The following is a 24,346-nucleotide window of genomic DNA, read 5'->3' as shown; positions in this document are numbered from 1 at the left end:
ATCTGCCGCTTGGCGCGATCAATTAAATTAGATGTTCAACGCGGATACGAACCACTGGGCCCACTACGCCCTGTAACGTTTCAAGCGCGGTAATCGCATCGTTCATGTGCTGTTCGATGACCCGATGGGTCAGCAGAATCATTGGCACCAGACCATCGTGCTCTTCGACTTCTTTCTGCATGATCGATTCGATGTTGATGCCACGCTCGGACAGGATACTGGCCACTTGAGCCAATACACCCGGGTGATCCTTGGCCTGGATACGCAAGTAGTAGGCGCTTTCGCATGCGTCGATCGGCAGGATCGGGTGATCGGACAACAGGTCTGGCTGGAAGGCCAGGTGCGGCACACGGTTTTCAGGGTCGCTGGTCATGGCACGCACCACGTCCACCAGGTCGGCAATCACGGACGAAGCCGTTGGTTCCATGCCTGCGCCCGCTCCGTAGAACAGAGTCGAACCAGCAGCGTCACCGTTGACCATGACTGCGTTCATTACGCCATTGACGTTGGCAAGCAGGCGATCCGCCGGAATCAGCGTCGGGTGAACCCGCAACTCGATACCGTTGGCCGTGCTGCGTGCAACGCCCAGGTGCTTGATGCGGTAACCCAGGGCTTCAGCGTAATTGACGTCAGCGGTTGTCAGCTTGGTGATGCCTTCGGTGTAGGCCTTGTCGAATTGCAGCGGGATACCAAAGGCAATCGACGCCAGAATCGTCAGTTTGTGTGCTGCATCGATACCTTCAACGTCGAACGTCGGGTCAGCTTCGGCATAACCCAGCGCTTGCGCTTCAGCCAGTACGTCTTCGAATGTACGGCCTTTTTCGCGCATCTCGGTGAGGATGAAGTTACCGGTACCGTTGATGATGCCGGCAACCCAGTTGATGCGGTTGGCCGACAGGCCTTCACGAATGGCCTTGATCACCGGGATGCCGCCTGCAACGGCTGCTTCGAACGCAACGATCACGCCCTTTTCCTGGGCCTTGGCGAAGATTTCGTTACCGTGAACGGCAATCAGCGCCTTGTTCGCAGTGACCACATGCTTGCCGTTTTCAATGGCTTTGAGAACCAGCTCACGGGCGATGGTGTAACCGCCGATCAGCTCGATAACGATGTCGATTTCAGGGTTGGTCGCAACAGCGAATACATCGTTGGTAATGGGGGTACCGGTAATGTCGCACTGAGGGTTTGGCGTACGCATTGCAATTTGCGCAACCTGGATACCACGCCCGGCACGGCGCGCGATCTCCTCGGCGTTACGCTTTAGTACGTTGAAGGTGCCGCCACCGACGGTCCCGAGCCCACAGATACCTACTTTGACCGGATTCACGCTGAACTCCCCATAAAACGGCCGACTCAAGGTCGGCCGTGGAAAACAACCGTGGATTGCCACGGTTCTCTATTAATAGCCGGGCAGTAGGACTGCCCCGCCATGATCGTCAAAGGCTTACCGTGACGACGCAGGATTATTTAACACTGAGTGCCAGCTTGCCAACCTGTGCAGCAGGCTGATAACCCGGAATTACCTGACCGTCAGCCAAAACAATGGCTGGCGTGCCATTTACACCGATGGATTGGCCCATCGCGAACTGCTTGGCTACCGGGTTGGCGCATTTTGGCGCCTCGACCGTTTTGCCATCAGTCATTTTGTCCATCGCGCTTTTTTTGTCCTTGGAACACCAGACCGCTTGCAGTTGCTGGTCACCTGCAGAGCCAAGGCCCTGACGCGGGAATGCAACGTAGCGCACTTCAATCCCCATTTTGTTCAGCTCAGGGACTTCGGCATGCAATTTGTGGCAATACGGGCAGGTAGTATCGGTAAAGACAGTGATGTGCGACTTGGTTTCGCCGATTGCAGGGTAAACGACGGTTTCAGCAACCGGAATACCATTGATCAATTTGGCGACGCCAACACGCTCTGCCTGCTCGGTCAGATTGACCGGTTTACCGTCCTTGAGCTGAAACATATAGCCTTGAACGATGAACTGTCCATCAGCACTGGCATACAGCACGCGGCTGCCCTTGAGTTTGACTTCATACAGACCGGCCATCGGGCTTGCGCTGATGCTCTCGACCGGAACATCCAGCTGCAGCGTTTCGAGGCTCTTGCGAATAGCTTGCTCGGCGCCGGTGTCGGCGAACGAAAACGTACTGACCAACGCAAAGGCTGCGGCGGCAAAAATTTGGGTCACGCGCATGGGAACTCCTGAAGACGGACAAAGCGGCCAACCCGCACACCCGTCATGAAACTTCGAGTTGAGGCGGCGCGCTTTCTGAACCGGCAAAGCCTACCACAGATGGCTTGCATGACCGACTACGACTAGCCACGCGGGTGATGGCGGGCATGCAGGTCTTGCAGGCGGGCACGGGCCACATGGGTGTAAATCTGGGTCGTGGACAGGTCGCTGTGCCCCAGCAGCATTTGCACCACACGCAAGTCGGCGCCGTGATTGAGCAAATGGGTGGCGAAGGCGTGTCGCAAGGTGTGAGGCGATAGTGATTTGTCGATGCCCGCGACTTTGGCTTGATGCTTGATGCGGTGCCAGAAGGTCTGGCGCGTCATTTGCTCACCCCGCTGGCTGGGAAACATCACATCACTGGGCCGCCCGCTGAGCAGCTCATGCCTGGCATCGCGCATGTAGCGCTCAACCCACACAATGGCCTCCTCCCCCATCGGCACCAACCGCTCCTTGCTGCCCTTGCCCATCACCCGCAACACCCCCTGACGCAGATTGACCTGCTCCAGGGTCAGGCTGATCAACTCTGTCACCCGCAGGCCACAGGCGTACAGCACTTCGAGCATGGCCCGGTCACGCTGACCGATGGCATCACTCAGATCCGGGGCCGCGAGCAGCGCCTCTACGTCGGCTTCCGACAAAGACTTGGGCAACGGCCTGCCCAACTGCGGCATGTCGACCTGCAACGTCGGGTCGACAGCAATCAGCTTTTCTCGCAGCAAGTAACGATAAAAACCCCGTGAGCCCGACAGAAAGCGCGCCGTTGAGCGGGGCTTGTAGCCCTGCTCCAGACGCCAGGCCAAATGATCGAGGATCAGTTCGCGCCCGGCATTGATCAACGCAATATCGCGATCGAGCAACCAGCCATTGAACAAGGCCAAATCACTGCGATAAGCACCGCGCGTGTTGTCCGACAGGCCTTTTTCCAGCCACAGGGTATCCAGAAAACGGTCGATAAGTGGGTCGTCTATAGCAGGCATTGGCTCTCGAAACGCATGGGCTGGGGTCTGCGTACAAATAAAAAGTGAACGGCAAAAGTGACCGCTAGTCTTTCATAGCCGGCGCACGCCATAAACCATAAGTTCTTACAGGATCACCTTATGACCGAACAACAGATTCTGCTGTCTTTCGGCGGTATCGGCATCGCAGCCCTGGGCTCCCAATGGCTGGCCTGGAGGCTGAAATTGCCGGCCATTCTGTTTTTGCTGTTGACCGGAATTTTAGTGGGTCCCGTGCTGGGCTGGCTTAACCCTCAAGAACTGTTCGGCCCCTTGCTGATGCCGCTGGTTTCCCTGGCTGTGGCGTTGATTCTGTTTGAGGGCAGCCTGACCCTGCACCTGTCCGAGTGGCGCGAAATCGGCACTGTTGTGCATCGGCTAGTCACCATCGGAGCGCTCTCGACCTGGGCGGTTATCACCCTGGCGACCCATTGGCTGCTGGGCTTTGACTGGCTGCTGGCCTTGCTGTTCGGCACCCTGACGCTGGTCACCGGGCCAACAGTGATTGTGCCGATGCTTCGTGTTGTACGGCCCAAGGCATCAATTGCCAATATCCTGCGCTGGGAAGGCATCGTCATCGATCCGATTGGTGCCCTCCTCGCGGTCGTGGTCTACAGCTTTATCATCGCCAGTGCCACGGGCGAGGGTCTGAGCCACAGCTTGCTGACCTTTGGCGGAGTGATTATGTGCGGCAGCCTGTTCGGTATCGTGGGCGGCTGGATCATGGGGCACATCGTGCGTCGCCAATGGCTGCCGGAGTATTTGCAAAGCCTCGCCACACTGGCTTCTGTACTGGGCGTTTTTATTGCCGCCAATGAGGTCATGCATGAATCCGGCTTGCTGGCGGTCACGCTGATGGGCATGTGGATGGCCAATATGAAAGGCGTGGATGTGCGCAACATCCTGCACTTCAAGGAGAACCTGAGCATTTTCCTGATCTCGGGGCTGTTCATTCTGCTCGCTGCGCGCCTGGACTTGAACGCCATGATCGGTCTCGGGCCTGTGGTGCTGGTGTTGCTGCTGATCATTCAGTTCATTGCTCGCCCACTGAACGTCGTCCTCTCTACGTTTGGCTCAAAACTGAACTGGCGTGAACGCGCACTGCTGGCCTGGATCGCTCCACGCGGGATTGTCGCTGCGGCCGTTTCTGCGATTTTTGCCATCCGGCTGGATGAAGCTGGCCACGAGGGTGCCCTGCTGCTGGTGCCGCTCACATTTGCGGTGATCATTGGCACCGTGGTACTGCAAAGTGCCACGGCGCGCCCTCTGGCCCGCCTGCTGAAAGTAGCCGAGCCCGCGCCCAGCGGCTTTTTGATCGTCGGCGCCAATGGCCCCGCACGGATCATCGGCAAGGCACTTCAGCAACTGGGCAGCCGGGTTTTGCTGACTGACTCAAATTGGGAAAACATTCGTTCAGCGCGCATGGAAAACTTGCCTACCTACTTTGGCAATCCAGCATCAGAGCACGCCGAATCCCATCTTGACCTGGTGGGCTTGGGGTATTTACTCGCGCTATCGCCGTCTGGCGAGCTGAACACCTTGGCCGCCGTTCGCTTTCACCACGAGTTCGGCCCTCAACGCGTGTTTGCCTTGACCAATGGCCAGGAAAGCCGCCGTAGCGATAAACACCGCGCCAGTCATGAGTATCGCGGGCAACCGCTAGGCAGCCCCGCGCTGACCTATGGCCAACTGGCCAGCGAACTTAGCCAGGGGGCCGAGCTGTACAGCACGAACCTAACCGACAACTTTACCTGGGAGGACTACCAGAACCTGCACGGTAAGCGCATCACCCTGCTATTCGCCCGAGATGGCAATGGCTGGGTTCATGTGGTGACACCCGATAGCGAATTGAAACCGGGAACCGGGTGGACACTGCTGGCACTGATCAGGCAGCAGAGCTGAAGCCTCACCTCCCTTGTGGGAGGGGGCTTGCTCGCGATGGCATCCCTGCGGTGTGCCAGCCAGGCCGCGGCGCTTGCATCGCAGGCAAGCCAGCGACCACAACTAATGTGCTGTTCTCAAAACTGCGCAATGCTGTTTTACGAGGCAAACCCTGGCAATACCGGCACTGGACGCTTGTCATCATCGATGGCAACAAAACTGAACAAGCCCTGGATGGCCAATTCGCGACCGTCGCAACTCATGCTTTCGACATACACCTCGACTTCAACCTTGAGGCTGGTGTTGCCAACTTTGACCACGCGCCCCACCAGCTCAACGATGCAGCCCGCTGCAATGGGGTGGTTGAAGTCAATGCGGTCTGTAGACACGGTCACCAACGGCAGGCGACAAAAACGGGTGGCGGCGATAAACGATACTTCGTCCATCCAGGCCAGCGCAGTGCCGCCGAACAGGGTGTTGTGGTGATTGGTGGTCGATGGGAAAACCGCCTTGGTAATACGGGTAACGGACAATTCAGTACGACGTTGAATCTCTTGCTCACGCAAAGTCATGCTTTTACTACCTACAACTGGACAAAGGTATGACAAATCTCAGGCAACAAAAAAGCAGCCCGAAGGCTGCTTTTTTCTGCATCGGGAAGCTGGACTTAAGCCAGTTTTTCCTTGATGCGAGCTGCTTTACCGGACAGGTCACGCAGGTAGTACAGCTTGGCTTTACGAACGTCACCGCGACGTTTCACTGCCATGCTGTCGATTTGCGGGCTGTAGGTCTGGAAAGTACGCTCTACGCCAACACCGTTGGAGATTTTACGAACAGTGAAAGCACTGTTCACGCCACGGTTACGCTTGGCAATCACTACACCTTCGAAAGCTTGCAGACGCGAACGATCGCCTTCCTTCACTTTCACCTGAACGACAATGGTGTCGCCCGGGGCAAAAGGAGGGATCTCTTTGGTCATCTGCTCTGCTTCGAGTGCAAGGATGATTTTGTTAGTCATGCTGTGCTCCTAAGGTAGATCAACTGATCTACCATCGATACGTTGTTAACTATCGTCCCGCTCGCGGATATATTCCTCGAGCAGCTTCTTCTCTTCTCCAGAAAGCGAGCGGCTTTCCAGAAGATCGGCGCGTCGTTCAAAGGTCCGCCCAAGGGACTGCTGTAAACGCCAACGCCGGATGTGTGCATGATTGCCACTAAGCAATACGTCGGGAACACGCTGATCCGCATACACCTCCGGTCGGGTGTAGTGCGGGCAATCCAGCAAACCATCCGTGAAGGAATCTTCCTCCGCGGAGTCCGCATGCCCTAAAGCTCCAGGCAGCAGTCGTGTAACCGCATCAATCAGAACCATCGCCGGTAGCTCGCCACCAGAGAGTACATAGTCGCCAATCGACCACTCTTCATCGACATAAGCGTCTATAAAACGCTCGTCAATGCCTTCATAACGACCTGCAATGAGGATTAATGCTTCCTCATTCGCCAGTTCGCGTACCGCCGACTGATTCAGTTGACGGCCTTGGGGCGACAGGTAAATAACCTTCGCCGCCTCTCCGGCTGCTTCTCTGGCCTGAACCAGTGCATCTTCCAGAGGCTTGATCTTCATCACCATGCCCGGACCACCGCCAAATGGGCGATCGTCCACAGTGTGATGTCGGTCCGTTGTGTAGTCTCGCGGATTCCAACAAGTCAGCTGCAAGAGCCCTTGTTTCACCGCACGACTAGTGATGCCGTAGTCGCTGATGGCGGAAAACATTTCGGGAAACAAACTGATCACTTCTACGCGCAATTTAGCCACGCTTAGAAGTCCGCATCCCAATCCACCTTCATCTCGCCAGCTTGCAGGTCGACGCTCAACACGCATTGCTCTGTATAGGGCAACAAGCGATCACGATCATCCAGGCTACCTGGGCAAGGTTTGACTTCCATGACATCGTTCGAGCCAGTTTCCATCAGGTCAACAATCTTGCCGAGCAATTGCCCTTCAAGGTTGGTCACTTTCAGTCCCTGCAGCTGGTACCAGTAGTACTCGCCGTCGGTCAGTTCAGGAAACAGGTTACGCGGCACGCAGATTTCGAATTCGCGAAGAAGACCAGCTTCATCACGGTCATCAAGACCCTTGAGCTTTACAACCAGAAACTTGCCGTTATGAGAACGACCACTGACCAGCTCTGCCTGTCGCACATCATTACCGCGCCGAAGCGTCAGCTTTTTGTAGTCCAACAGGTTATCAATTGGATCCGTAAAGGAATAAACCTTCACTTCGCCGCGCACGCCGTGAATCGAGTAGATTTTGCCGATAACGATCAAATCATCAGCAGTTTCAGGCGTCACGCTCATATTGCTCAGGCCGCAGCCTTAGCGTTTTCTTTAACCAGCTGAGCAACACGCTCAGACAGTTGAGCACCAACGCTCAGCCAGTAGGCGAGGCGGTCTTCTTTAACGGAGAAACGGACTTCTTGACCACGGGCAACCGGGTTGAAGAAACCAATTTGTTCCTTGTGGGAACCGTCGCGTGGGTTACGGCTGTCGGTAACGGTCAAGTGGTAAAACGGGCGCTTTTTGGAGCCGCCAAGGGCAAGACGGATTGTTAGCATGTGAACATCGTTCCTGTAGTCGGTGCTGCAAATCTAAAGGCACAGCGGGCATAGGTGCCCGAAAGGCCGCATATTCTAAGGAATATCCGGACTTTTGCAAATGTCTTTTTCTGGCGCCTATCGGCATGCCGTACAGACTTGCAACGAGATCACCACGAATGGTGACAGGTCAGCTCCCGCACAGTGCGGGTTTGCCGGGTGTCTCGCATTGCTGCGAGTTGCCCGAACGCAAGCGTTCAGGCGGGTAAATTACATTTTTGGCATGCCGCCGCCGGGCATCATTGAGCCCATGCCGCGCATCATTTTGGCCATCCCACCTTTGGTGGAGAACTTCTTCATCATCTTTTGCATCTGCTTGTGCTGCTTGATCAAGCGACCGATGTCCTGCACCTGAGTGCCGGAACCCATGGCGATACGGCGTTTGCGCGAACCGCTGATCAGCTCAGGGTCGCGGCGCTCGGCCGGGGTCATGGAGTTGATGATGGCTTCCATCTGCTTGAATTGCTTTTCTGCTGCGCCCTGGGCATTGCCCATTTGCGCCAGATTGACGCCACCCATGTTTGGCAGCTTGTCCATGAGACCGCCAAGGCCGCCCATGTTCTTCATCTGTTGCAGTTGGTCGCGGAAGTCTTCGAGGTCGAAGCCTTTACCTTTTTTAAGCTTTTTAGCCAGTTTGTCGGCTTTGTCTTTGTCGAGGGTCTGTTCGGCCTGCTCGATCAGGCTGAGCACGTCGCCCATGCCCAGGATGCGTGAAGCAATACGATCCGGGTGGAAAGGCTCAAGAGCATCGCTCTTCTCGCCCATACCGATAAACTTGATCGGCTTGCCGGTGATCGCGCGCACGGACAACGCCGCACCGCCACGGGCATCACCGTCGACCTTGGTCAGGATTACACCGGTCAGTGGCAATGCGTCGCCAAAGGCCTTGGCCGTGTTGGCGGCGTCTTGCCCAGTCATCGCGTCGACGACGAACAGGGTTTCTGCTGGTTTGACCGCTGCGTGCAGCTCCTGAATCTCGGCCATCATCTCGGCGTCGATGTGCAGGCGACCCGCGGTATCGAGAATCACCACGTCGATAAACTTCAGCTTGGCTTCAGCAATGGCTGCGCGAGCGATGTCTACCGGCTTCTGGGTCAAATCGGAGGGAAAGAACGTAACGCCCACTTCAGCAGCCAGGGTTTCCAACTGCTTGATCGCGGCCGGACGGTACACGTCAGCCGAAACCACCATCACGGTTTTCTTTTTGCGCTCTTTAAGGAAGCGCGCCAGCTTGCCGGCGGTGGTGGTTTTACCCGCACCCTGCAAACCGGCCATCAATACAACGGCTGGCGGCGTGACATTGAGGACCAGATCCTCGTTGGCAGCGCCCATCAGGCTTTCAAGCTCAGCCTGCACAATCTTCACAAACGCCTGGCCAGGCGTCAGGCTGCGGGACACTTCAGTGCCCACAGCGCGCTCTTTGACCGCGTTGACGAAGTCTTTGACGACCGGCAAAGCCACGTCGGCTTCCAGCAACGCCATGCGTACTTCACGCAGGGTGTCTTTAATATTGTCCTCGGTCAGCTTGGCCTTGCCGGTGACATGGCGCAGCGTCTGCGAGAGACGATCGGTTAAATTTTCAAACATGCGCGATCCTTTCAGGCCCAAAGTAGACCGGGGTTATTGCGGCCCAGCCCGTGTAAAACTGATGCTCGGCGAGCCTGCGGCGTGGGCAGGTCGCGGATTATAGCGAAGACTGGCCGTGTCCGACACCTTGCCGTCGGCTTATGTGGTCTTTCGTGTACAGGCGGTTGTATGCCAAACTCAGTCCTTTCGGGCTTGCCTAACAGGATTTATGCTCCCCTTGTCACCCAGCATGCTACCCAGCCTCGCCGCCGCCTGCTTATATGCCGCTGCGACCTTCTATCAAGGCTCTTGCCTGCGCCAAGGCGCAATGGCAAACAAACGCCTGTTGGTGACGCTCGGCATTCTTGCCGTCCTCGCCCACGCCGCCAGCCTGTACACCCACCTGATGACCCCGGCGGGCCTTGAGCTGGACTTTTTCAGTGCTGCCAGCCTGATTGCCGCGGCCGTGATCACGGTGACCTTGGTTGCCTGCGCCCGGATACCGGTTGAAAACCTGCTGCTGCTTTTATATCCGCTGGGCATGCTGACGGTGCTGCTGTCCGAGTTCGCGCCGCCAGGTACGGTCCAGGTCATTAATGAAGAGCCCGGCATACTCGCGCATATTCTGCTGTCGATCCTTGCCTATGGGATGTTCACCATTGCGGTGTTCCAGGCATTGCTGCTGTCGCTGCAAAACTATCAGCTCAAGCACAAGCACCCCAAGGGCCTGATCAAGAACTTCCCGCCGCTGCAAACCATGGAAAGCCTCCTGTTCGGCTTCTTGTGGGCAGGCTGGTCACTGCTTTCGATGTCTCTGATTTCCGGCTGGTTGTTTTTGGGCAACCTGTTCGCCCAGCATCTGGTGCACAAAACCTTGCTGGCTTGCCTGGCCTGGATTGTATTCAGCGTGCTGCTGCTGGGCCGTTACCACCTCGGCTGGCGCGGCCATAAAGCCATCCGATGGACGTTTGCCGGTTTCTGCCTGCTGATGCTTGCCTACTTTGGCAGCAAGCTGGTTCGTGAATACATTCTGCATATCTGACGGGCGATAATTATGGATAGCTTGCCCCCCGGGTCGATTCTGACGGCCTCGGCACTGTTGATTGCAGGAGCCGGGATACTTGTCGGCTACTTTCTAGGCAAGACCGGCGCAGCGGCCAAGCGTGCAGAAGCCCTGCAACCGCGAGAAGAAACGCCCCAGCAACAGGACGAGCAGGCCAACAGCCGCCCGCACCTGCTTTCCGGCATCCATGCGCTGGACAACATCACGGTCAACGACATCCTGATCCCGCGCAGTGAAGTCGAAGGCCTCAACCTCGACGATCCGATCGAAGACCTGATTGAGCAACTGCGCCAGACCACACGCACGCGCCTGCCGGTGTTTCATAACGACATCAATCAGGTCGAAGCCATCCTCAACACCCGTCATATTCAACATATGCTGCCTGATGCCAGCCTGACCAAAGAGGCATTGCTGGCCGTTTGCCACGAGCCTTACTTCATCCCCGAAAGCACCCCACTGCAACTGCAGCTGCTGAACTTTCACAAGCAACAGCGCAGGCTGGGCGTGGTGGTCGATGAATACGGTGAAGTGCTCGGCATCGTCACACTTGAAGACATCCTCGAGGAAATCGTAGGTGAGTTCGAGGATGAGCAAAACGTCGACAACCCGCATATCGATCCCCTGCCTGACGGACGCTATGTGGTTGATGGTGCAGCCTCCATCCGCGAGCTGAACAAAGCCCTGGGCTGGCACCTGCCCTGCGACGGCCCCAAAACCCTCAACGGTCTTGTCACCGAAGCGCTGGAAACCATCCCGGAAACCACGGTATGCCTGAAAATCGGCGGCTATCGCCTGGAGATACTCCAGACCGAAGACAACCGCGTCAGCCGCGTCCTGATCTGGCACAACAGCGTCAAGCCCGCGGCTTAATCACCGTGCAAGGTCTTGTTACATTTGAACAGGCCTCCCTATAATCTTCCTCGCTTACCCAAGCCTCGCCGACACGCGTGCTACCCGCACTCAGCGCTGTCGGCGCGTTGCTTTACGCAGTACCTGCGTACGTTCCCATCCTGAACTGCGCTTGCACCCTGTTATCCCTCAGGGCAAACGACCATAAAAATTGCTCGCCCCATCACGCCGCAAAGGCTGATATCGGCCAATGAGCTCATAACTGTCAGGGATATACGTATGACCTCCAGCACCACTTACAGCGAAGCCTCGCCCGACAAGCCGGCCAACTCGGCAACCCGGGTTGCCACCGCCAGCTTCATTGGCACCGCCATCGAGTTCTACGACTTTTATGTGTATGCCACTGCGGCAGCGCTGGTCATCGGCCCGGTGTTTTTCCCGCAGACCTCTGGCACGGCGCAAATGCTGTCCGCGTTCCTGACGTTCGGCATCGCCTTTCTGGCCCGCCCGCTGGGCTCATTCCTGTTTGGCCACTTTGGTGACCGGGTTGGACGCAAATCCACGCTGGTCGCCTCCCTCCTCCTGATGGGCGTATGCACCACGCTGATCGGCGTGCTGCCTGGCTATGCAACGATCGGGGCCTGGGCGCCGATCCTGCTTTGCGTCCTGCGCTTCGGCCAAGGGCTCGGACTCGGTGGCGAATGGGGTGGCGCCGCACTGCTGGCCACTGAGAACGCCCCCAAAGGCAAGCGCGCGTGGTACGGCATGTTCCCGCAACTGGGCCCCTCAATCGGCTTTCTGGCAGCCAACGGCCTGTTCCTGATTCTGGCCATGAGCCTGAGCGATGAGCAGTTCCGCTCATGGGGCTGGCGTATTCCGTTCCTGCTTAGCGCAGCGCTGGTAATGGTCGGCCTGTATGTGCGCCTCAAACTGGAAGAAACCCCGGTGTTTGCCAAAGCTGTCGCGCAACACGAGCGGGTGAAAATGCCCATCGTTGAACTCTTCAGCCAATACTGGGCACCGATGCTGCTGGGCGCCGCCTCGATGGTCGTGTGCTATGCACTGTTCTATATCTCGACCGTGTTTTCGCTGAGTTATGGCGTGTCCACGCTGGGCTACACCCGCGAAACCTTCCTCGGCCTGCTGTGTTTTGCCGTGTTGTTCATGGCCGCGGCAACGCCGCTTTCAGCCTGGGCCAGTGATAGATATGGGCGCAAGCCGGTGCTGATTGTCGGTGGAGTGCTGGCGATCTTGTCCGGATTCCTGATGGAGCCCCTGCTCACTCACGGTTCAACCTGGGGCGTGGCGCTGTTCCTGTGCATCGAACTGTTTTTGATGGGCGTGACCTTTGCCCCGATGGGCGCCCTGCTGCCCGAACTGTTCCCGACCCGCGTGCGCTATACCGGCGCATCGGCTGCGTACAACCTGGGCGGGATTGTGGGCGCATCGGCCGCACCCTTCTTCGCCCAGAAACTGGTGAGCATGGGCGGTTTGAGCTGGGTGGGCGGGTATGTTTCGGGTGCAGCAGTGCTCAGCCTGATCGCTGTGCTGTGCTTGAAAGAAACGAAAGAGGCTGACCTGAACAAGGTGGCCTGAAGAAACACTCAACCTGTGGGAGCGGGCTTGCTCGCGACTCAGACAACTCGGAGCATCGGATGTACCGAGGCGCTGCAATCGCGAGCAAGCCCGCTCCTACAAGGTGTTATTACAGCTCGACCACTACGGCCTTGGCTGAACGGGTCGCCTTGGCGCGTGCAGCTTCAATCGACTCATCCCGCGCCAGGGCCACGCCCATGCGGCGCTGACCATTGACCTCTGGCTTGCCGAACAGGCGCAAGGCCGTATCCGGCTCGCTCAAGGCCGCACCCAGGTTGGAGAACGCGGTCTGGGTGGACTGCCCTTCCACCAAAATCACCGCAGAGGCCGAAGGCCCGAACTGACGGATGAGCGGAATCGGCAAACCGAGAATCGCCCGCGCGTGCAGCGCGAACTGCGACAAATCCTGAGAGATCAGCGTTACCAGACCAGTGTCATGGGGGCGCGGCGAGACTTCGCTGAACCACACCTGATCGCCTTTAATGAACAGCTCAACGCCAAACAGACCGCGGCCGCCCAACGCCTCGGTCACGGCTTTGGCAACACGCTCGGACTCGGCCAGAGCAATCGGGCTCATGGCCTGCGGCTGCCAGGACTCCTGGTAGTCGCCCTTCTCCTGACGGTGACCAACCGGCGCGCAGAACGTGGTGCCACCGATGTGGCGTACGGTCAGCAGGGTGATTTCGTAGTCGAAGTCGATAAAGCCTTCGACAATGACCCGCCCCTTGCCCGCACGACCGCCTTCTTGTGCGTAGTCCCAGGCTGCCTTCACATCATCAGCGCTGCGCAGCAGGCTCTGGCCCTTGCCCGACGAGCTCATCACCGGCTTGACCACACACGGGAAGCCCAGATCCAGTACGGCGGCGCTGTAATCTTCGAAGGTATCGGCAAAGTGGTACGGCGAGGTTGGCAGGTCCAGTTCTTCTGCCGCCAGACGCCGAATGCCTTCGCGGTTCATGGTCAGCGAAGTGGCGCGGGCGGTCGGAATGACAGTAAAGCCTTCGGCTTCCAGCTCAACCAGGGTCGCGGTGGCAATGGCTTCGATTTCAGGAACGATGAAGTGCGGCTTTTCTGCTTCGATCACTGCACGCAAGGCAGCGCCATCAAGCATGTTGATGACGTGGCTGCGATGGGCAACCTGCATGGCGGGTGCATTGGCATAGCGATCGACGGCAATCACTTCGACCCCCAGACGCTGCAATTCGATGACAACTTCTTTGCCCAGCTCGCCGCAGCCACACAGCAATACGCGGGTCGCGGTCGGCGACAGTGGGGTTCCGATACGGGTCATTTCAGGTCCTCAAGGAAACAAATCATCGAAGGCGCGCACAAAACCTGCGCCTGCAGGGGGAGAAAGGCCGGCATTTTACATGACTACACAGCGGCTTTGCGCAATCGCCAGGCCATTGCCAGCCATACACAGGTGACACCGGCGAATTTCGACGCCATGGCGATCAGGATCACGCCCGGAGTAAACGCATCGATCATGCCGAAAAAGATAAAGGTATCAATCGGGATACTCAGCGCAGAGCTGATCCACAAACGGTCATGCAAGGGCCGCTTGGTGATGCTGAACACCAGCCAGTCGATGCATTCGGAGACGGCGAACGCGGTGGCGCTGGCCAGGGCAATCGAGGGATCAGAAGTAATGTATGACAACACCAGTGCCGCGAGCATGGCCAACAACGCACCGTGGCCAAAACGGGTTTGCACCATATCGCGCAATACAAACACCAACCCGCCCCAGGCCGACCAGATAATGTCCAGGTGCGGCGCCGTTGAGAACGCGAAGTTGATCAGCACGACGCTGGCGATATAAGCGATAAGAAACAGCATGGGAGCGGGCGACACCTCTGAATAAGGCGCACAGGGTACTTGAGGCCGTGCGTTCGGCCAAGAGCCCCTCACCCCAGCCCTCTCGCGGAGGGAGAGGGTTAGGGTGAGGTCGCTTTTAAGACATCCACAACAGGCCACTGGACTTGGCCCGATCATGGCACAGCGCTAGCACCTCACGACGCTCAGGGTTGGTCATGCGGCTCCAACGGGTGATTTCAGCCACGGTACGCTGGCAACCACTGCACACATCGTCGTCATCCAATGCGCAAATGTTCACACAGGGAGAGGCGACCGGGCGCTCCGCTTCAGTCATTACTCTGCACCTTCAAATCACGGGCATAACGCTGGCCGTTCTTCACGTAGTGCGCGGCACTGGCCTCCAGCAGTTTTTTCTGTTCGTCGGTCAAGTCACGCACCACCTTGCCCGGCGACCCCATGACCAGCGAACCGTCCGGGATTTCCTTGCCTTCGCCAATCAGCGAGTTGGCGCCAATGATGCAGTGCTTGCCGATTCTGGCCCCATTGAGGATGACCGCATTGATCCCGATCAGGCTGTAGTCGCCCACCGTGCAGCCATGGAGCATGGCGTTATGGCCAATGGTCACGCCCGTGCCCAGCGTCAGCGGATACCCCATGTCGGTATGCATCACCGCGCCGTCTTGCACGTTGCTGTGTTTGCCAATCAGGATCAGCTCGTTATCACCGCGCAACACCGCGTTAAACCACACACTGGCACCCTCCTCCAGCCGCACCTTGCCGATCAGGGTGGCATTGGGAGCCGTCCAGCTCTCTGGATGGGTTTCGACGAGCGAGTCGCCCAGGCTGTATTTCATGCTGATGTCCTCAAGGCAGGCGTGGCTGTCTGCTGACAGCTCTATATGGGGATGGAACGTTCAGGCGGGGTATGCAGGTTGATATTGAAGTCGTCGTACAGCAGGTTCATCAATTCAACGATCATGATTGCCGTGAGCCCCCAGATTTTATAAACCCCGAAACGGTAGCTCGGCACATACCAACTGCGCCCCTGATAATCAATGCGATGGGTATGCTCACGCGGGTCCTGGCGAAAGAACTCCAGCGGCACGCTGAAGACTGCCGCAATTTCGGCGTCGTTGGCCAAATATTCAACATAGTCCGGGACCACGCCCACGTAGGGCGTTACACGGATGCCGTGCAACGAAATCAAGGGGCTGAGCGGCCCGATAACTTCAACCAGCCCGGGTGGCAGGCCGATCTCTTCTTCGGCCTCACGCAGGGCGGTAAACACAAGGTCCGGGTCTTCTGGATCGCGACGTCCCCCGGGGAAAGCCACTTCACCGCCGTGGGTCGACAGTCCGCTGGCACGCAGGGTCAGAATCAGTTCGGGCTCAGCACTGCGCGTCACAGGCAACAGCACGGCAGCCTCCGGGAAATTCCGTTCCGTTTCCAGCGTGCGGGGGGTGTAGCGGCTTACACGGCCAAGCAGCTCGTCCAGCATAGGTCATCTCGATCCGTCACTTATCGGGCATCATGCACCAAATCGTACGGAGCACCCAAGCCCCACAGTGTCGCAGCCCGCCATATCGCACTTGCCGCGAAGCCGTATCAGCCCCCAAGATAGGCGCCAGAGCCAGAGACCACAGCATGAAATTTTGCAGCCAGTGCGGCCACTCCGTCAGCCAACACATCCCCCAAGGTGATTCACGCTTGCGGTATGTGTGCGACCACTGCCAGACCATTCACTATCAAAACCCGAATATCGTTGCCGGCTGCCTGCCGACCTGGGGCACGCAAGTGCTGCTGTGCCGTCGCGCCATCGAGCCGCGTAAAGGCTACTGGACGCTGCCCGCAGGCTTTATGGAAAACGGCGAGACGGTCGAACACGCGGCCCGACGCGAAACCCTTGAAGAAGCCTGCGCCGCCGTTCAAAACCTGAATATCTACACCCTGATCGACGTACCGCACATTAATCAGGTGCACATTTTTTATCGCGCCGAGCTGCAAAGCCCCGATTTTTCAGCGGGGGAAGAGAGCCTTGAAGTCCGACTCTTTGACGAAGCTGACATCCCTTGGTCAGAGCTGGCTTTCCGCACGGTCAGCCGTACCCTAGAATGCTTTTTCGCTGACCGCCCGGGCAACACTTACCCCGTGCGCAGCGAGGCTGTAGAGCCTTTGGCCAGCCTGATCAAACCCCAACAATAATGCTGTTTGCCTTGCACCTCAGGAATATCCCTCTAATGCGTTGGTTGCTCGCTGCTCTTTGCCTTTCGTTTGCCGTTACCTGCCAAGCTTCTGTTGTCATAACCGTAAACGGCAAACCCGTCGATAAAAATCAGGTACTCCAGTCAACCCCATCGGCACAACCTCTGCGCGCCGGGCAAAGCATCGACAAGATCCTTGTGCTCAAGTCTGCCCGCAGGCTGCAACTGATCAGCGATGGCAAACCGATCAAGACTTACCGCATTTCATTGGGCAAACAACCCAAGGGACCAAAAATGCGCGAGGGCGACAAACGCACCCCTGAAGGGCTGTACTGGGTCGACTGGCGCAAAAAAAGCGACAAGTTCAACCTCGCCATGCACATCAACTACCCCAATATCAGTGACGCGGCCACAGCCCGGCGTGAAGGTGTAAACCCGGGGTCGATGATCATGATCCACGGCACCCCGGACAGCGAAGAGAACCCCGAAGAGCTGTTCCACACCCTGGACTGGACCGATGGCTGCATCGCAATGAAGAACTACGAAATGCGCGAAGTCTGGAACCTGGTCAAAGACGGCACGATGGTTGAAATCCGCCCTTGAGCGCACGCCACGCATAACAAAAAACCCGCTGACCGTTACCGGTTCAGCGGGTTTTTTTATGTGGCGAGAGGTTAGAAATCTGCCAATTGCCACACTTCATAGGCGGGCGTTTCATACGGGTGGCTGTGCTTGAGCGCAGCCACCACAGCATGAATCAGATCATCGGCGACGACCAGTTCAACTTTCCACTCCCCGACATACTCGACCTGACCGGTCTGCCCGATAAACGGCTGACTGCCGTCCAGCGCGCGAAACTGGCCTTGGCCCAAGGTCTGCCAGGCGCAGTGGTCATAATTGCCGATTCGTCCGCCACCGGCGGCGAATACGGCATTTTTGACCACGTCCACGTGGCTTGGGGGAACGAAGAAGCTGAGCTTGTACATGCTTTAACCGACCCAGCCTTTAATTGACCCAAGCACGAGCGTTACGGAACATGCGCAACCACGGCGCATCTTCGTTCCACTCTTCTGGTCGCCACGAGTTCTGCACAGCGCGGAACACACGCTCCGGGTGCGGCATCATGATCGTTACACGACCGTCAGCGCTGGTCAGACCCGTAATCCCGCGCGGCGAGCCGTTCGGGTTAGCCGGGTAGTTTTCAGTGACCTTGCCGTGGTTGTCGACGAAGCGCAGTGCCACTGAACCGGACAGATCCGCTTGCAACATGGCTTCTTCGCTGGCGAACTCGGCATGACCTTCGCCGTGAGCGATAGCGATTGGCATGCGCGAACCGGCCATGCCTTGCAGGAAGATCGAGTTCGACTCCTGCACCTGAACCATCGCCACACGGGCCTCGAACTGCTCGGAGCGGTTGCGAACAAAATGCGGCCAAAGCTCGCTGCCCGGAATCAATTCGCTCAGGTTGGACATCATCTGGCAACCGTTGCACACGCCTAGGGAGAAGCTGTCGGTACGCTCAAAGAAGCTCTGGAACGCATCACGGGCACGGGCATTGAACAGAGCCGACTTGGCCCAGCCTTCACCGGCACCCAGTACGTCGCCGTAGGAGAAACCACCGCAGGCAACCAGGCCCTTGAACTCGTTCAGGTCGACACGGCCGGCCAGAATGTCGCTCATGTGTACGTCGATTGCGTTGAAGCCAGCGCGATCAAACGCCGCCGCCATCTCAACCTGACCGTTGACACCCTGCTCACGCAGTACGGCCACTTGAGGGCGAATGCCTGTCTTGATGTACGGCGCGCTGATGTTCTCGTTGACATCAAAGCTCAGCTTGACGCTCAGGCCCGGATTGTCTTCTTCCAGCAACACGGCGAACTCTTGCTCGGCGCACTCGGCGTTGTCACGCATACGCTGGATCTGGTAGCTGGTTTCAGCCCACTGACGTTGCAGCAGACGGCGCTGACCTTCAAACACGGTCTCGCCATTGAACTCGATGCTTACATCGTCACAGTTGCGCGGCTGGCCAATAACCGACACGCAGTCGCCCAAACCGGCAGCGCTGAACTGGGCAAGGATGTCTGGCATGGAATCCTGACGAACCTGGATTACCGCACCCAACTCTTCGTTGAACAGGATCGCAGGAATGTCAGCGGCAGTTTCAGCCAGGCCGTCGAGTACCAGGTTGACACCACAGTGACCGGCAAACGCCATTTCCATCACGCTGGTCAGCAAACCACCGTCGGAACGGTCGTGGTAAGCCAGCAGATGGCCATCGGCATTCAAGCCCTGGATCACGGCAAAGAAGGCCTTGAGGTCTTCAGCGTCATCAACGTCAGGAGCCTGCTTGCCCAGCTTGCCGTAGGTTTGAGCCAGGATCGAGGCACCCATACGGTTTTGGCCGCGACCCAGATCGATCAGGACCAGATCGGTCAGGCCCTTGTCCATACGCAGTACGGGGGTAAGGGTCTGGCGAACATCCAGCACCGGAGCAAAACCGGTCACCACCAGCGACAGCGGCGAGGTAACCGTCTTGTCTGTACCGTCTTCGTTCCAGCGGGTTTGCATCGACATCGAGTCTTTGCCCACTGGAATGGTGATACCCAACTCAGGGCACAGTTCCATGCCGACCGCTTTCACGGTGTCGTATAGACGGGCATCTTCACCCGGGTGACCAGCAGCGGACATCCAGTTGGCAGACAACTTGATGTCACTGATCTTGCCAATACGCGAAGCCGCGATGTTGGTCAGGGTTTCACCGATGGCCATGCGGCCCGATGCCGGGGCATCCAGCAGTGCCAGCGGAGTACGCTCGCCCATGGCCATGGCTTCACCGGTGTAGACGTCGAAGCTGGTGGCGGTGACGGCAACGTCAGCCACAGGCACCTGCCACGGACCCACCATCTGGTCGCGAGCAACCAGGCCGGTGATGGTACGGTCGCCGATGGTGATCAGGAAGCTCTTGCTCGCAACAGCCGGGTGATGCAGAACGCGTTCAACACATTCGCCGATGTTCAGCGCTGCCGGGTCGAAATCATCGCCCAGCTCTGCTTCACGTACTGCTGAACGGTGCATGCGCGGCGCCTTGCCCAGCAACACTTCCAGCGGCATGTCCACCGGGTTGTTGCCGAAGTGGCTGTCGGTGACGGTCAGTTGCGGCTCGGCAGTGGCTTCGCCGACGACGGCAAACGGGCAACGCTCGCGTTCGCAAATCGCCTGGAAGCGGTCGAAATCTTCGACGCCCACGGCCAGCACGTAACGTTCCTGGGATTCGTTACTCCAGATTTCGTGCGGGGCCATGCCCGGCTCGTCGTTTGGAATATTGCGCAGTTCAAAACGACCGCCACGCTCACCGTCGTTCACCAACTCGGGGAAAGCGTTGGACAGACCGCCCGCACCCACGTCGTGGATGAAGCTGATCGGGTTTTTGTCACCCAGCTGCCAGCAACGGTCGATCACTTCCTGGCAACGACGTTCCATTTCCGGGTTTTCGCGCTGAACCGAAGCGAAGTCCAGGTCAGCCGAGCTTGCGCCGGTGGCCATCGAGGAAGCCGCGCCGCCGCCCAGGCCGATCAACATCGCCGGGCCACCGAGCACGATCAGCTTGGAGCCAACCGTGATTTCGGCTTTCTGTACGTGTTCGGCGCGGATGTTGCCCATGCCGCCAGCCAGCATGATGGGCTTGTGGTAACCACGGACTTCTTCGCCGCGGGGAGTCGTGATGGACTGCTCGAAGGTACGGAAGTAACCGGTCAGGGCCGGACGGCCGAATTCGTTGTTGAACGCAGCACCGCCCAGAGGGCCTTCGATCATGATGTCCAGCGCGGTCACGATGCGCTCAGGCTTGCCGTACGGCACTTCCCACGGCTGTACAAAGCCTGGGATCTGCAGGTTGGATACGGTAAAGCCGGTCAGGCCAGCCTTGGGCTTGGCACCGCGACCGGTTGCGCCTTCGTCACGAATCTCGCCACCGGAACCGGTCGCAGCACCCGGGAACGGGGCGATTGCGGTTGGGTGGTTGTGCGTTTCGACCTTCATCAGGATGTGTACAGGCTCCTGCACCGCGCCGTACTGGCGGGTTTCAGGGTCCGGGAAGAAACGCCCGGCAACACTGCCTACGATGACCGAAGCGTTGTCCTTATAAGCAGACAGAACGCCTTCGCTGTGCATCACGTAGGTGTTCTTGATCATGCCAAACAGGCTTTTGTCCTGGCTCTGGCCGTCAATATCCCAACTGGCGTTGAAGATCTTGTGGCGGCAATGCTCGGAGTTGGCCTGGGCAAACATCATCAGTTCGATGTCGTGCGGATTGCGACCCAAACCGTTGAAGGCATTGACCAGATAGTCGATTTCGTCTTCAGCCAGTGCCAGACCCAACTCGACGTTGGCTTTTTCCAGTGCGGCGCGACCGCCACCCAGCACGTCAATCGCCGTCAGCGGCTTGGGCTCGGCGTGGCTGAACAGACCGCTGGCCTGTTCGAGGTTGCCCAGCACGATTTGCGTCATGCGGTCATGCAGTGCAGCACCAATCAGTTCGGCATCAGCGTCGCTGAACTGGCCAGCCACATAGAACGCAATGCCTCGTTCCAGGCGCTGAACTTTAGCCAGGCCACAGTTGCGGGCAATGTCGCTGGCCTTGCTGGACCAAGGGGAAATGGTGCCAAACCGCGGCAACACCAGGAACAGTCGGCCGCTCGGCTCTTGGACCGGCACACTTGGACCGTACTTCAGGAGACGAGCCAGTACCTGCTGTTCATCGCTGGTCAGCTCACCGGTGGTTTCGGCAAAGTGGGCGAATTCAGCATACAAACCAGTGACAGCCGGAACCTTAAGGCTCAGTTGTGCAAGGAGTTTGCTGTGGCGAAAGGCAGAAAGGGCAGGAGCGCCGCGCAGGATCAACATCTTCGGGACAGCCTCGGGAGGGGTATGCTTTGAGGCCCGGCATTCTAGCCTAAACAGTTCGCCTCGGCACCCGAAACGGTACACCTGACGCACACCAAACGTCGCTAATCGACCAAACCCTTATTCTTTATAGCTATCAGCCGCGTGAGAGAAGGTCTTTTCTGATCTTTGGACAGCGACTAAACCCCCATTCCACAAGGGTTTCAGGGTTTTTTGCGGCCAATATCAGAATGATCAAAAATTGTCGAGATATGGCACCTGCACAGCTTTGCGTATACTGCGCGGATGTTTTCTCTAACTGTATTCCGCCAGCGTTGCGCCAGATGGCTCTTCGCAACCGGACTCTTCCTGATGCTCGGTGCCTGCGTTGAAAAACCCAGCACCCTGGAGCGCGTAAAGGAGGACGGGGTACTGCGGGTGATTACCCGTAACAGCCCGGCGACCTATTTCGAGGATCGCAATGGCGAAACCGGCTTTGAATATGAGCTGGTGAAGCGCTTTGCCGACGATCTGGGGGTAGAGCTTAAAATCGAAACAGCTGACAACCTGGACGAAATGTTCAATCAGTTAAGCCAACCTGACGGCCCTGTTTTGGCTGCTGCCGGTCTGGTCAGCAGCGAGAAGCGCCTGCAACAAGCCAAGTTCTCTCACCCGTACCTCGAAGTCACTCCGCAGATCATCTATCGCAACGGGCAATCGCGTCCGACCTCTCCCGCAGATCTGGTTGGCAAACGCATCACCGTGCTTAAAGGCAGCTCCCACGCCGAGCAGCTTGCCGAACTCAAGAAGCAATACCCCGGGATTGAATATGACGAATCCGACGCAGTTGAAGTCGTTGATTTGCTGCGCATGGTCGATGAAGGGCAGATCGACCTCACACTCGTCGACTCCAACGAAGTGGCCATGAATCAGGTGTACTTCCCCAACGCCCGCGTGGCATTTGATCTGGGCGACGCACGCAGCCAGCGCTGGGCGGTCGCCGCCGGTGAAGACAACAGCCTGCTCAACGAGATCAACGCGTACCTGGACAAGGTCGAGAAAAACGGCACCCTGCAACGCCTCAAAGACCGTTATTACGGTCACGTGGATGTGCTTGGCTACGTCGGTGCCTACACCTTCGCCCAGCACCTGCAGCAGCGCCTGCCCAAGTATGAAAAGTTCTTCAAGGACGCGGCCAAAAAAGAACAGATCGACTGGCGGCTGCTCGCAGCCATGGGCTACCAGGAATCACTGTGGCAGCCCACGGTAACGTCCAAGACAGGCGTTCGCGGCCTGATGATGCTGACCCAGAACACCGCTCAGGCGATGGGTGTTTCAAACCGCCTGGATGCCAAGCAGAGCATCATGGGCGGAGCAAAATACCTCGCGCTGATCAAGAGCGAACTGGACAGTGATATCGAGGAGCCTGATCGCACCTGGTTTGCGCTGGCCGCTTACAACGTTGGCGGCGGACATCTGGAAGACGCACGCAAACTGGCCAAGAAAGAAGGCCTGAACCCTAACAAGTGGCTGGACGTCAAGAAAATGCTGCCTCGCCTTGCGCAGAAGCAGTGGTACAGCAAGACCCGCTATGGCTACGCCCGAGGCGGTGAGCCGGTGCACTTTGTGGCCAACATCCGTCGTTACTACGACATCCTGACATGGGCCACACAACCGCAACTTGAAGGCGATCAGGCGGCTGACAGCAAGCTGCACATCCCCGGCATCGACAAGACCAAGCCCAAGGAAGAGCCACAGCTGTAGAGCGCAGCCTGTAGACCTTCTGTGGGAGCGAGCCTGCTCGCGAATGATCTTCGCGAGCAGGCTCGCTCCCACGAATGATCTCTGTAGCCGTTTTTAAACCTTCGCCGCTGCCACAATCAGTGCTTTCATCTCGGCCACAGCCGATTTGAAGCCCACGAACAACGCATGCGCCACCAGCGCATGGCCAATGTTCAACTCGTTGATCCCCTTGATTGCCGCTACCGCTTCCACGTTGTGGTAGTGCAGGCCATGGCCGGCATTGACGATCAGCCCCTGAGCCAGACCAAACGCCACACCCTCTGCCACACGCTGCAACTCCTCAGCTACTTCGGTAGGGGTTTGCGCGTCAGCATAGCGGCCGGTGTGCAGTTCGATAGCAGGTGCACCTACGCGCCTTGAGGCTTCAATCTGACGTTCGTCGGCATCGATGAACAACGACACTTCACAACCGATTTTAGCCAGACGCTCGACAGCGGCCTTGATCCGCGCCTCTTGCCCGGCAACATCCAGACCACCTTCAGTGGTCAATTCCTGACGGGTTTCAGGCACCAGGCAGATGTGAGCCGGGCGAATGCGCTCGGCAAACACCATCATTTCTTCAGTCACGCCCATTTCGAAGTTCATGCGCGTTTGCAGCACATCCTTGAGCAGCAATACATCACGCTCTTGAATGTGCCGACGGTCTTCACGCAGATGCACGGTGATACCGTCGGCGCCCGCCTCTTCGGCGTCCAGCGCAGCCTTGACCGGGTCAGGGTAACGCGTGCCGCGAGCCTGACGCAGCGTGGCTACGTGGTCGATGTTCACGCCGAGAAGAATGCGATTGCTTTGGGTCACTGGGGCT

The 24,346-nt window shown here is 57.9% G+C and carries 23 protein-coding genes and 1 pseudogene; 7 read left to right on the top strand and 17 right to left on the bottom strand.

The annotated features are described in order from the left end of the window. Positions 1–22 precede the first annotated feature (22 nt). From TU76_RS07310 to xerD, 3 genes are all read right to left on the bottom strand, one after another. Positions 23–1,327, bottom strand: coding sequence for a homoserine dehydrogenase (locus tag TU76_RS07310; RefSeq protein ID WP_046809607.1), 1,305 nt, complete (start codon positions 1,325–1,327; stop codon positions 23–25). 136 nt (positions 1,328–1,463) lie between these two features. Continuing rightward, on the bottom strand, positions 1,464–2,195 hold the full coding sequence (locus TU76_RS07305) for a DsbC family protein (protein WP_019822090.1): 732 nt from the start codon (positions 2,193–2,195) through the stop codon (positions 1,464–1,466). Positions 2,196–2,317: 122 nt separating this feature from the next. After that, positions 2,318–3,214, bottom strand: a complete 897-nt coding sequence (xerD, locus tag TU76_RS07300) for a site-specific tyrosine recombinase XerD (protein ID WP_048351361.1) — start codon at positions 3,212–3,214, stop codon at positions 2,318–2,320. Between the two features lie 120 nt (positions 3,215–3,334). Here xerD and TU76_RS07295 point away from each other — a divergent pair, with 120 nt between their 5' ends. Continuing rightward, on the top strand, positions 3,335–5,134 hold the full coding sequence (locus TU76_RS07295; RefSeq protein WP_048351360.1) for a cation:proton antiporter: 1,800 nt from the start codon (positions 3,335–3,337) through the stop codon (positions 5,132–5,134). A gap of 137 nt (positions 5,135–5,271) precedes the next feature. Here the strand turns inward: TU76_RS07295 and TU76_RS07290 are convergent, their stop codons facing one another. From TU76_RS07290 to ffh, 6 genes are all read right to left on the bottom strand, one after another. Then, entirely contained in the window at positions 5,272–5,685 is a 414-nt protein-coding gene (locus tag TU76_RS07290; protein WP_019822086.1) for an acyl-CoA thioesterase, read from the bottom strand. Positions 5,686–5,780: 95 nt separating this feature from the next. Then, positions 5,781–6,131, bottom strand: coding sequence for a 50S ribosomal protein L19 (gene rplS, locus TU76_RS07285; RefSeq protein ID WP_003440273.1), 351 nt, complete (start codon positions 6,129–6,131; stop codon positions 5,781–5,783). 45 nt (positions 6,132–6,176) lie between these two features. Beyond that, positions 6,177–6,929, bottom strand: coding sequence for a tRNA (guanosine(37)-N1)-methyltransferase TrmD (trmD, locus tag TU76_RS07280; RefSeq protein ID WP_003440270.1), 753 nt, complete (start codon positions 6,927–6,929; stop codon positions 6,177–6,179). 2 nt (positions 6,930–6,931) lie between these two features. After that, the gene (gene rimM / locus TU76_RS07275; protein WP_046809610.1) at positions 6,932–7,471 is read right to left on the bottom strand and encodes a ribosome maturation factor RimM; all 540 of its coding nucleotides are present in this window, start codon (positions 7,469–7,471) and stop codon (positions 6,932–6,934) included. Between the two features lie 5 nt (positions 7,472–7,476). Then, on the bottom strand, positions 7,477–7,728 hold the full coding sequence (rpsP, locus tag TU76_RS07270) for a 30S ribosomal protein S16 (RefSeq protein ID WP_019411651.1): 252 nt from the start codon (positions 7,726–7,728) through the stop codon (positions 7,477–7,479). 249 nt (positions 7,729–7,977) lie between these two features. Further along, positions 7,978–9,354: a signal recognition particle protein gene (gene ffh, locus TU76_RS07265; RefSeq protein WP_019822075.1), complete on the bottom strand. Its 1,377-nt coding sequence runs from the start codon at positions 9,352–9,354 to the stop codon at positions 7,978–7,980. A 208-nt stretch (positions 9,355–9,562) separates the two neighbouring features. On the opposite strand from ffh, the gene TU76_RS07260 reads away from it, so the two are divergent. The 3 genes and pseudogenes from TU76_RS07260 (at position 9,563) to TU76_RS07250 (ending at position 12,841) form a co-directional block, all read left to right on the top strand. Then, positions 9,563–10,375: a cytochrome C assembly family protein gene (locus TU76_RS07260; protein ID WP_019822073.1), complete on the top strand. Its 813-nt coding sequence runs from the start codon at positions 9,563–9,565 to the stop codon at positions 10,373–10,375. 186 nt (positions 10,376–10,561) lie between these two features. Continuing rightward, positions 10,562–11,266 (top strand): annotated as a pseudogene (locus TU76_RS07255) (transporter associated domain-containing protein); the annotation flags it as partial. Between the two features lie 258 nt (positions 11,267–11,524). Next, positions 11,525–12,841 carry an MFS transporter gene (locus TU76_RS07250; protein ID WP_019822069.1) on the top strand — a complete coding sequence of 439 codons (1,317 nt, stop codon included), beginning with the start codon at positions 11,525–11,527 and terminating at the stop codon, positions 12,839–12,841. Between the two features lie 109 nt (positions 12,842–12,950). On the opposite strand, the gene purT is transcribed toward TU76_RS07250, so the two are convergent. From purT to TU76_RS07225, 5 genes are all read right to left on the bottom strand, one after another. Continuing rightward, on the bottom strand, positions 12,951–14,132 hold the full coding sequence (gene purT, locus TU76_RS07245; protein ID WP_019822067.1) for a formate-dependent phosphoribosylglycinamide formyltransferase: 1,182 nt from the start codon (positions 14,130–14,132) through the stop codon (positions 12,951–12,953). A gap of 83 nt (positions 14,133–14,215) precedes the next feature. After that, positions 14,216–14,677, bottom strand: a complete 462-nt coding sequence (locus TU76_RS07240) for a 7-cyano-7-deazaguanine/7-aminomethyl-7-deazaguanine transporter (protein WP_019822065.1) — start codon at positions 14,675–14,677, stop codon at positions 14,216–14,218. Positions 14,678–14,792: 115 nt separating this feature from the next. Further along, positions 14,793–14,990 (bottom strand): DUF1289 domain-containing protein, encoded by a 198-nt coding sequence (locus TU76_RS07235; protein WP_048351359.1) that lies wholly within the window; start codon positions 14,988–14,990, stop codon positions 14,793–14,795. Then, positions 14,983–15,510 (bottom strand): gamma carbonic anhydrase family protein, encoded by a 528-nt coding sequence (locus tag TU76_RS07230; RefSeq protein ID WP_048351358.1) that lies wholly within the window; start codon positions 15,508–15,510, stop codon positions 14,983–14,985. The genes TU76_RS07235 and TU76_RS07230 overlap by 8 nt, the downstream gene beginning before the upstream one ends. A 41-nt stretch (positions 15,511–15,551) precedes the next feature. After that, a complete protein-coding gene (locus TU76_RS07225) occupies positions 15,552–16,154 on the bottom strand; it encodes a CoA pyrophosphatase (protein WP_019822060.1) in 603 nt (200 codons plus the stop codon). A gap of 146 nt (positions 16,155–16,300) precedes the next feature. Between TU76_RS07225 and TU76_RS07220 the strand changes: the two genes are divergently transcribed. After that, entirely contained in the window at positions 16,301–16,858 is a 558-nt protein-coding gene (locus TU76_RS07220) for an NUDIX hydrolase (RefSeq protein WP_046809613.1), read from the top strand. A 35-nt stretch (positions 16,859–16,893) separates the two neighbouring features. After that, positions 16,894–17,460, top strand: a complete 567-nt coding sequence (locus TU76_RS07215) for a L,D-transpeptidase family protein (protein WP_019822056.1) — start codon at positions 16,894–16,896, stop codon at positions 17,458–17,460. Positions 17,461–17,531: 71 nt separating this feature from the next. Here the strand turns inward: TU76_RS07215 and TU76_RS07210 are convergent, their stop codons facing one another. Both TU76_RS07210 and purL read right to left on the bottom strand, forming a co-directional pair. Then, positions 17,532–17,843, bottom strand: a complete 312-nt coding sequence (locus TU76_RS07210) for a YqfO family protein (protein WP_046809614.1) — start codon at positions 17,841–17,843, stop codon at positions 17,532–17,534. Between the two features lie 19 nt (positions 17,844–17,862). Next, the gene (gene purL / locus TU76_RS07205) at positions 17,863–21,759 is read right to left on the bottom strand and encodes a phosphoribosylformylglycinamidine synthase (protein ID WP_046809615.1); all 3,897 of its coding nucleotides are present in this window, start codon (positions 21,757–21,759) and stop codon (positions 17,863–17,865) included. A 285-nt stretch (positions 21,760–22,044) separates the two neighbouring features. Here purL and mltF point away from each other — a divergent pair, with 285 nt between their 5' ends. Continuing rightward, positions 22,045–23,502, top strand: coding sequence for a membrane-bound lytic murein transglycosylase MltF (mltF, locus tag TU76_RS07200; RefSeq protein ID WP_048351357.1), 1,458 nt, complete (start codon positions 22,045–22,047; stop codon positions 23,500–23,502). A 93-nt stretch (positions 23,503–23,595) separates the two neighbouring features. On the opposite strand, the gene pdxJ is transcribed toward mltF, so the two are convergent. Further along, on the bottom strand, positions 23,596–24,339 hold the full coding sequence (gene pdxJ / locus TU76_RS07195; RefSeq protein ID WP_019822049.1) for a pyridoxine 5'-phosphate synthase: 744 nt from the start codon (positions 24,337–24,339) through the stop codon (positions 23,596–23,598). Positions 24,340–24,346 lie beyond the last annotated feature (7 nt).

Source organism: Pseudomonas psychrophila, from assembly GCF_001043005.1.
Lineage (GTDB): Bacteria > Pseudomonadota > Gammaproteobacteria > Pseudomonadales > Pseudomonadaceae > Aquipseudomonas > Aquipseudomonas psychrophila.
This window is presented reverse-complemented; position numbering and strand designations above follow the sequence as displayed.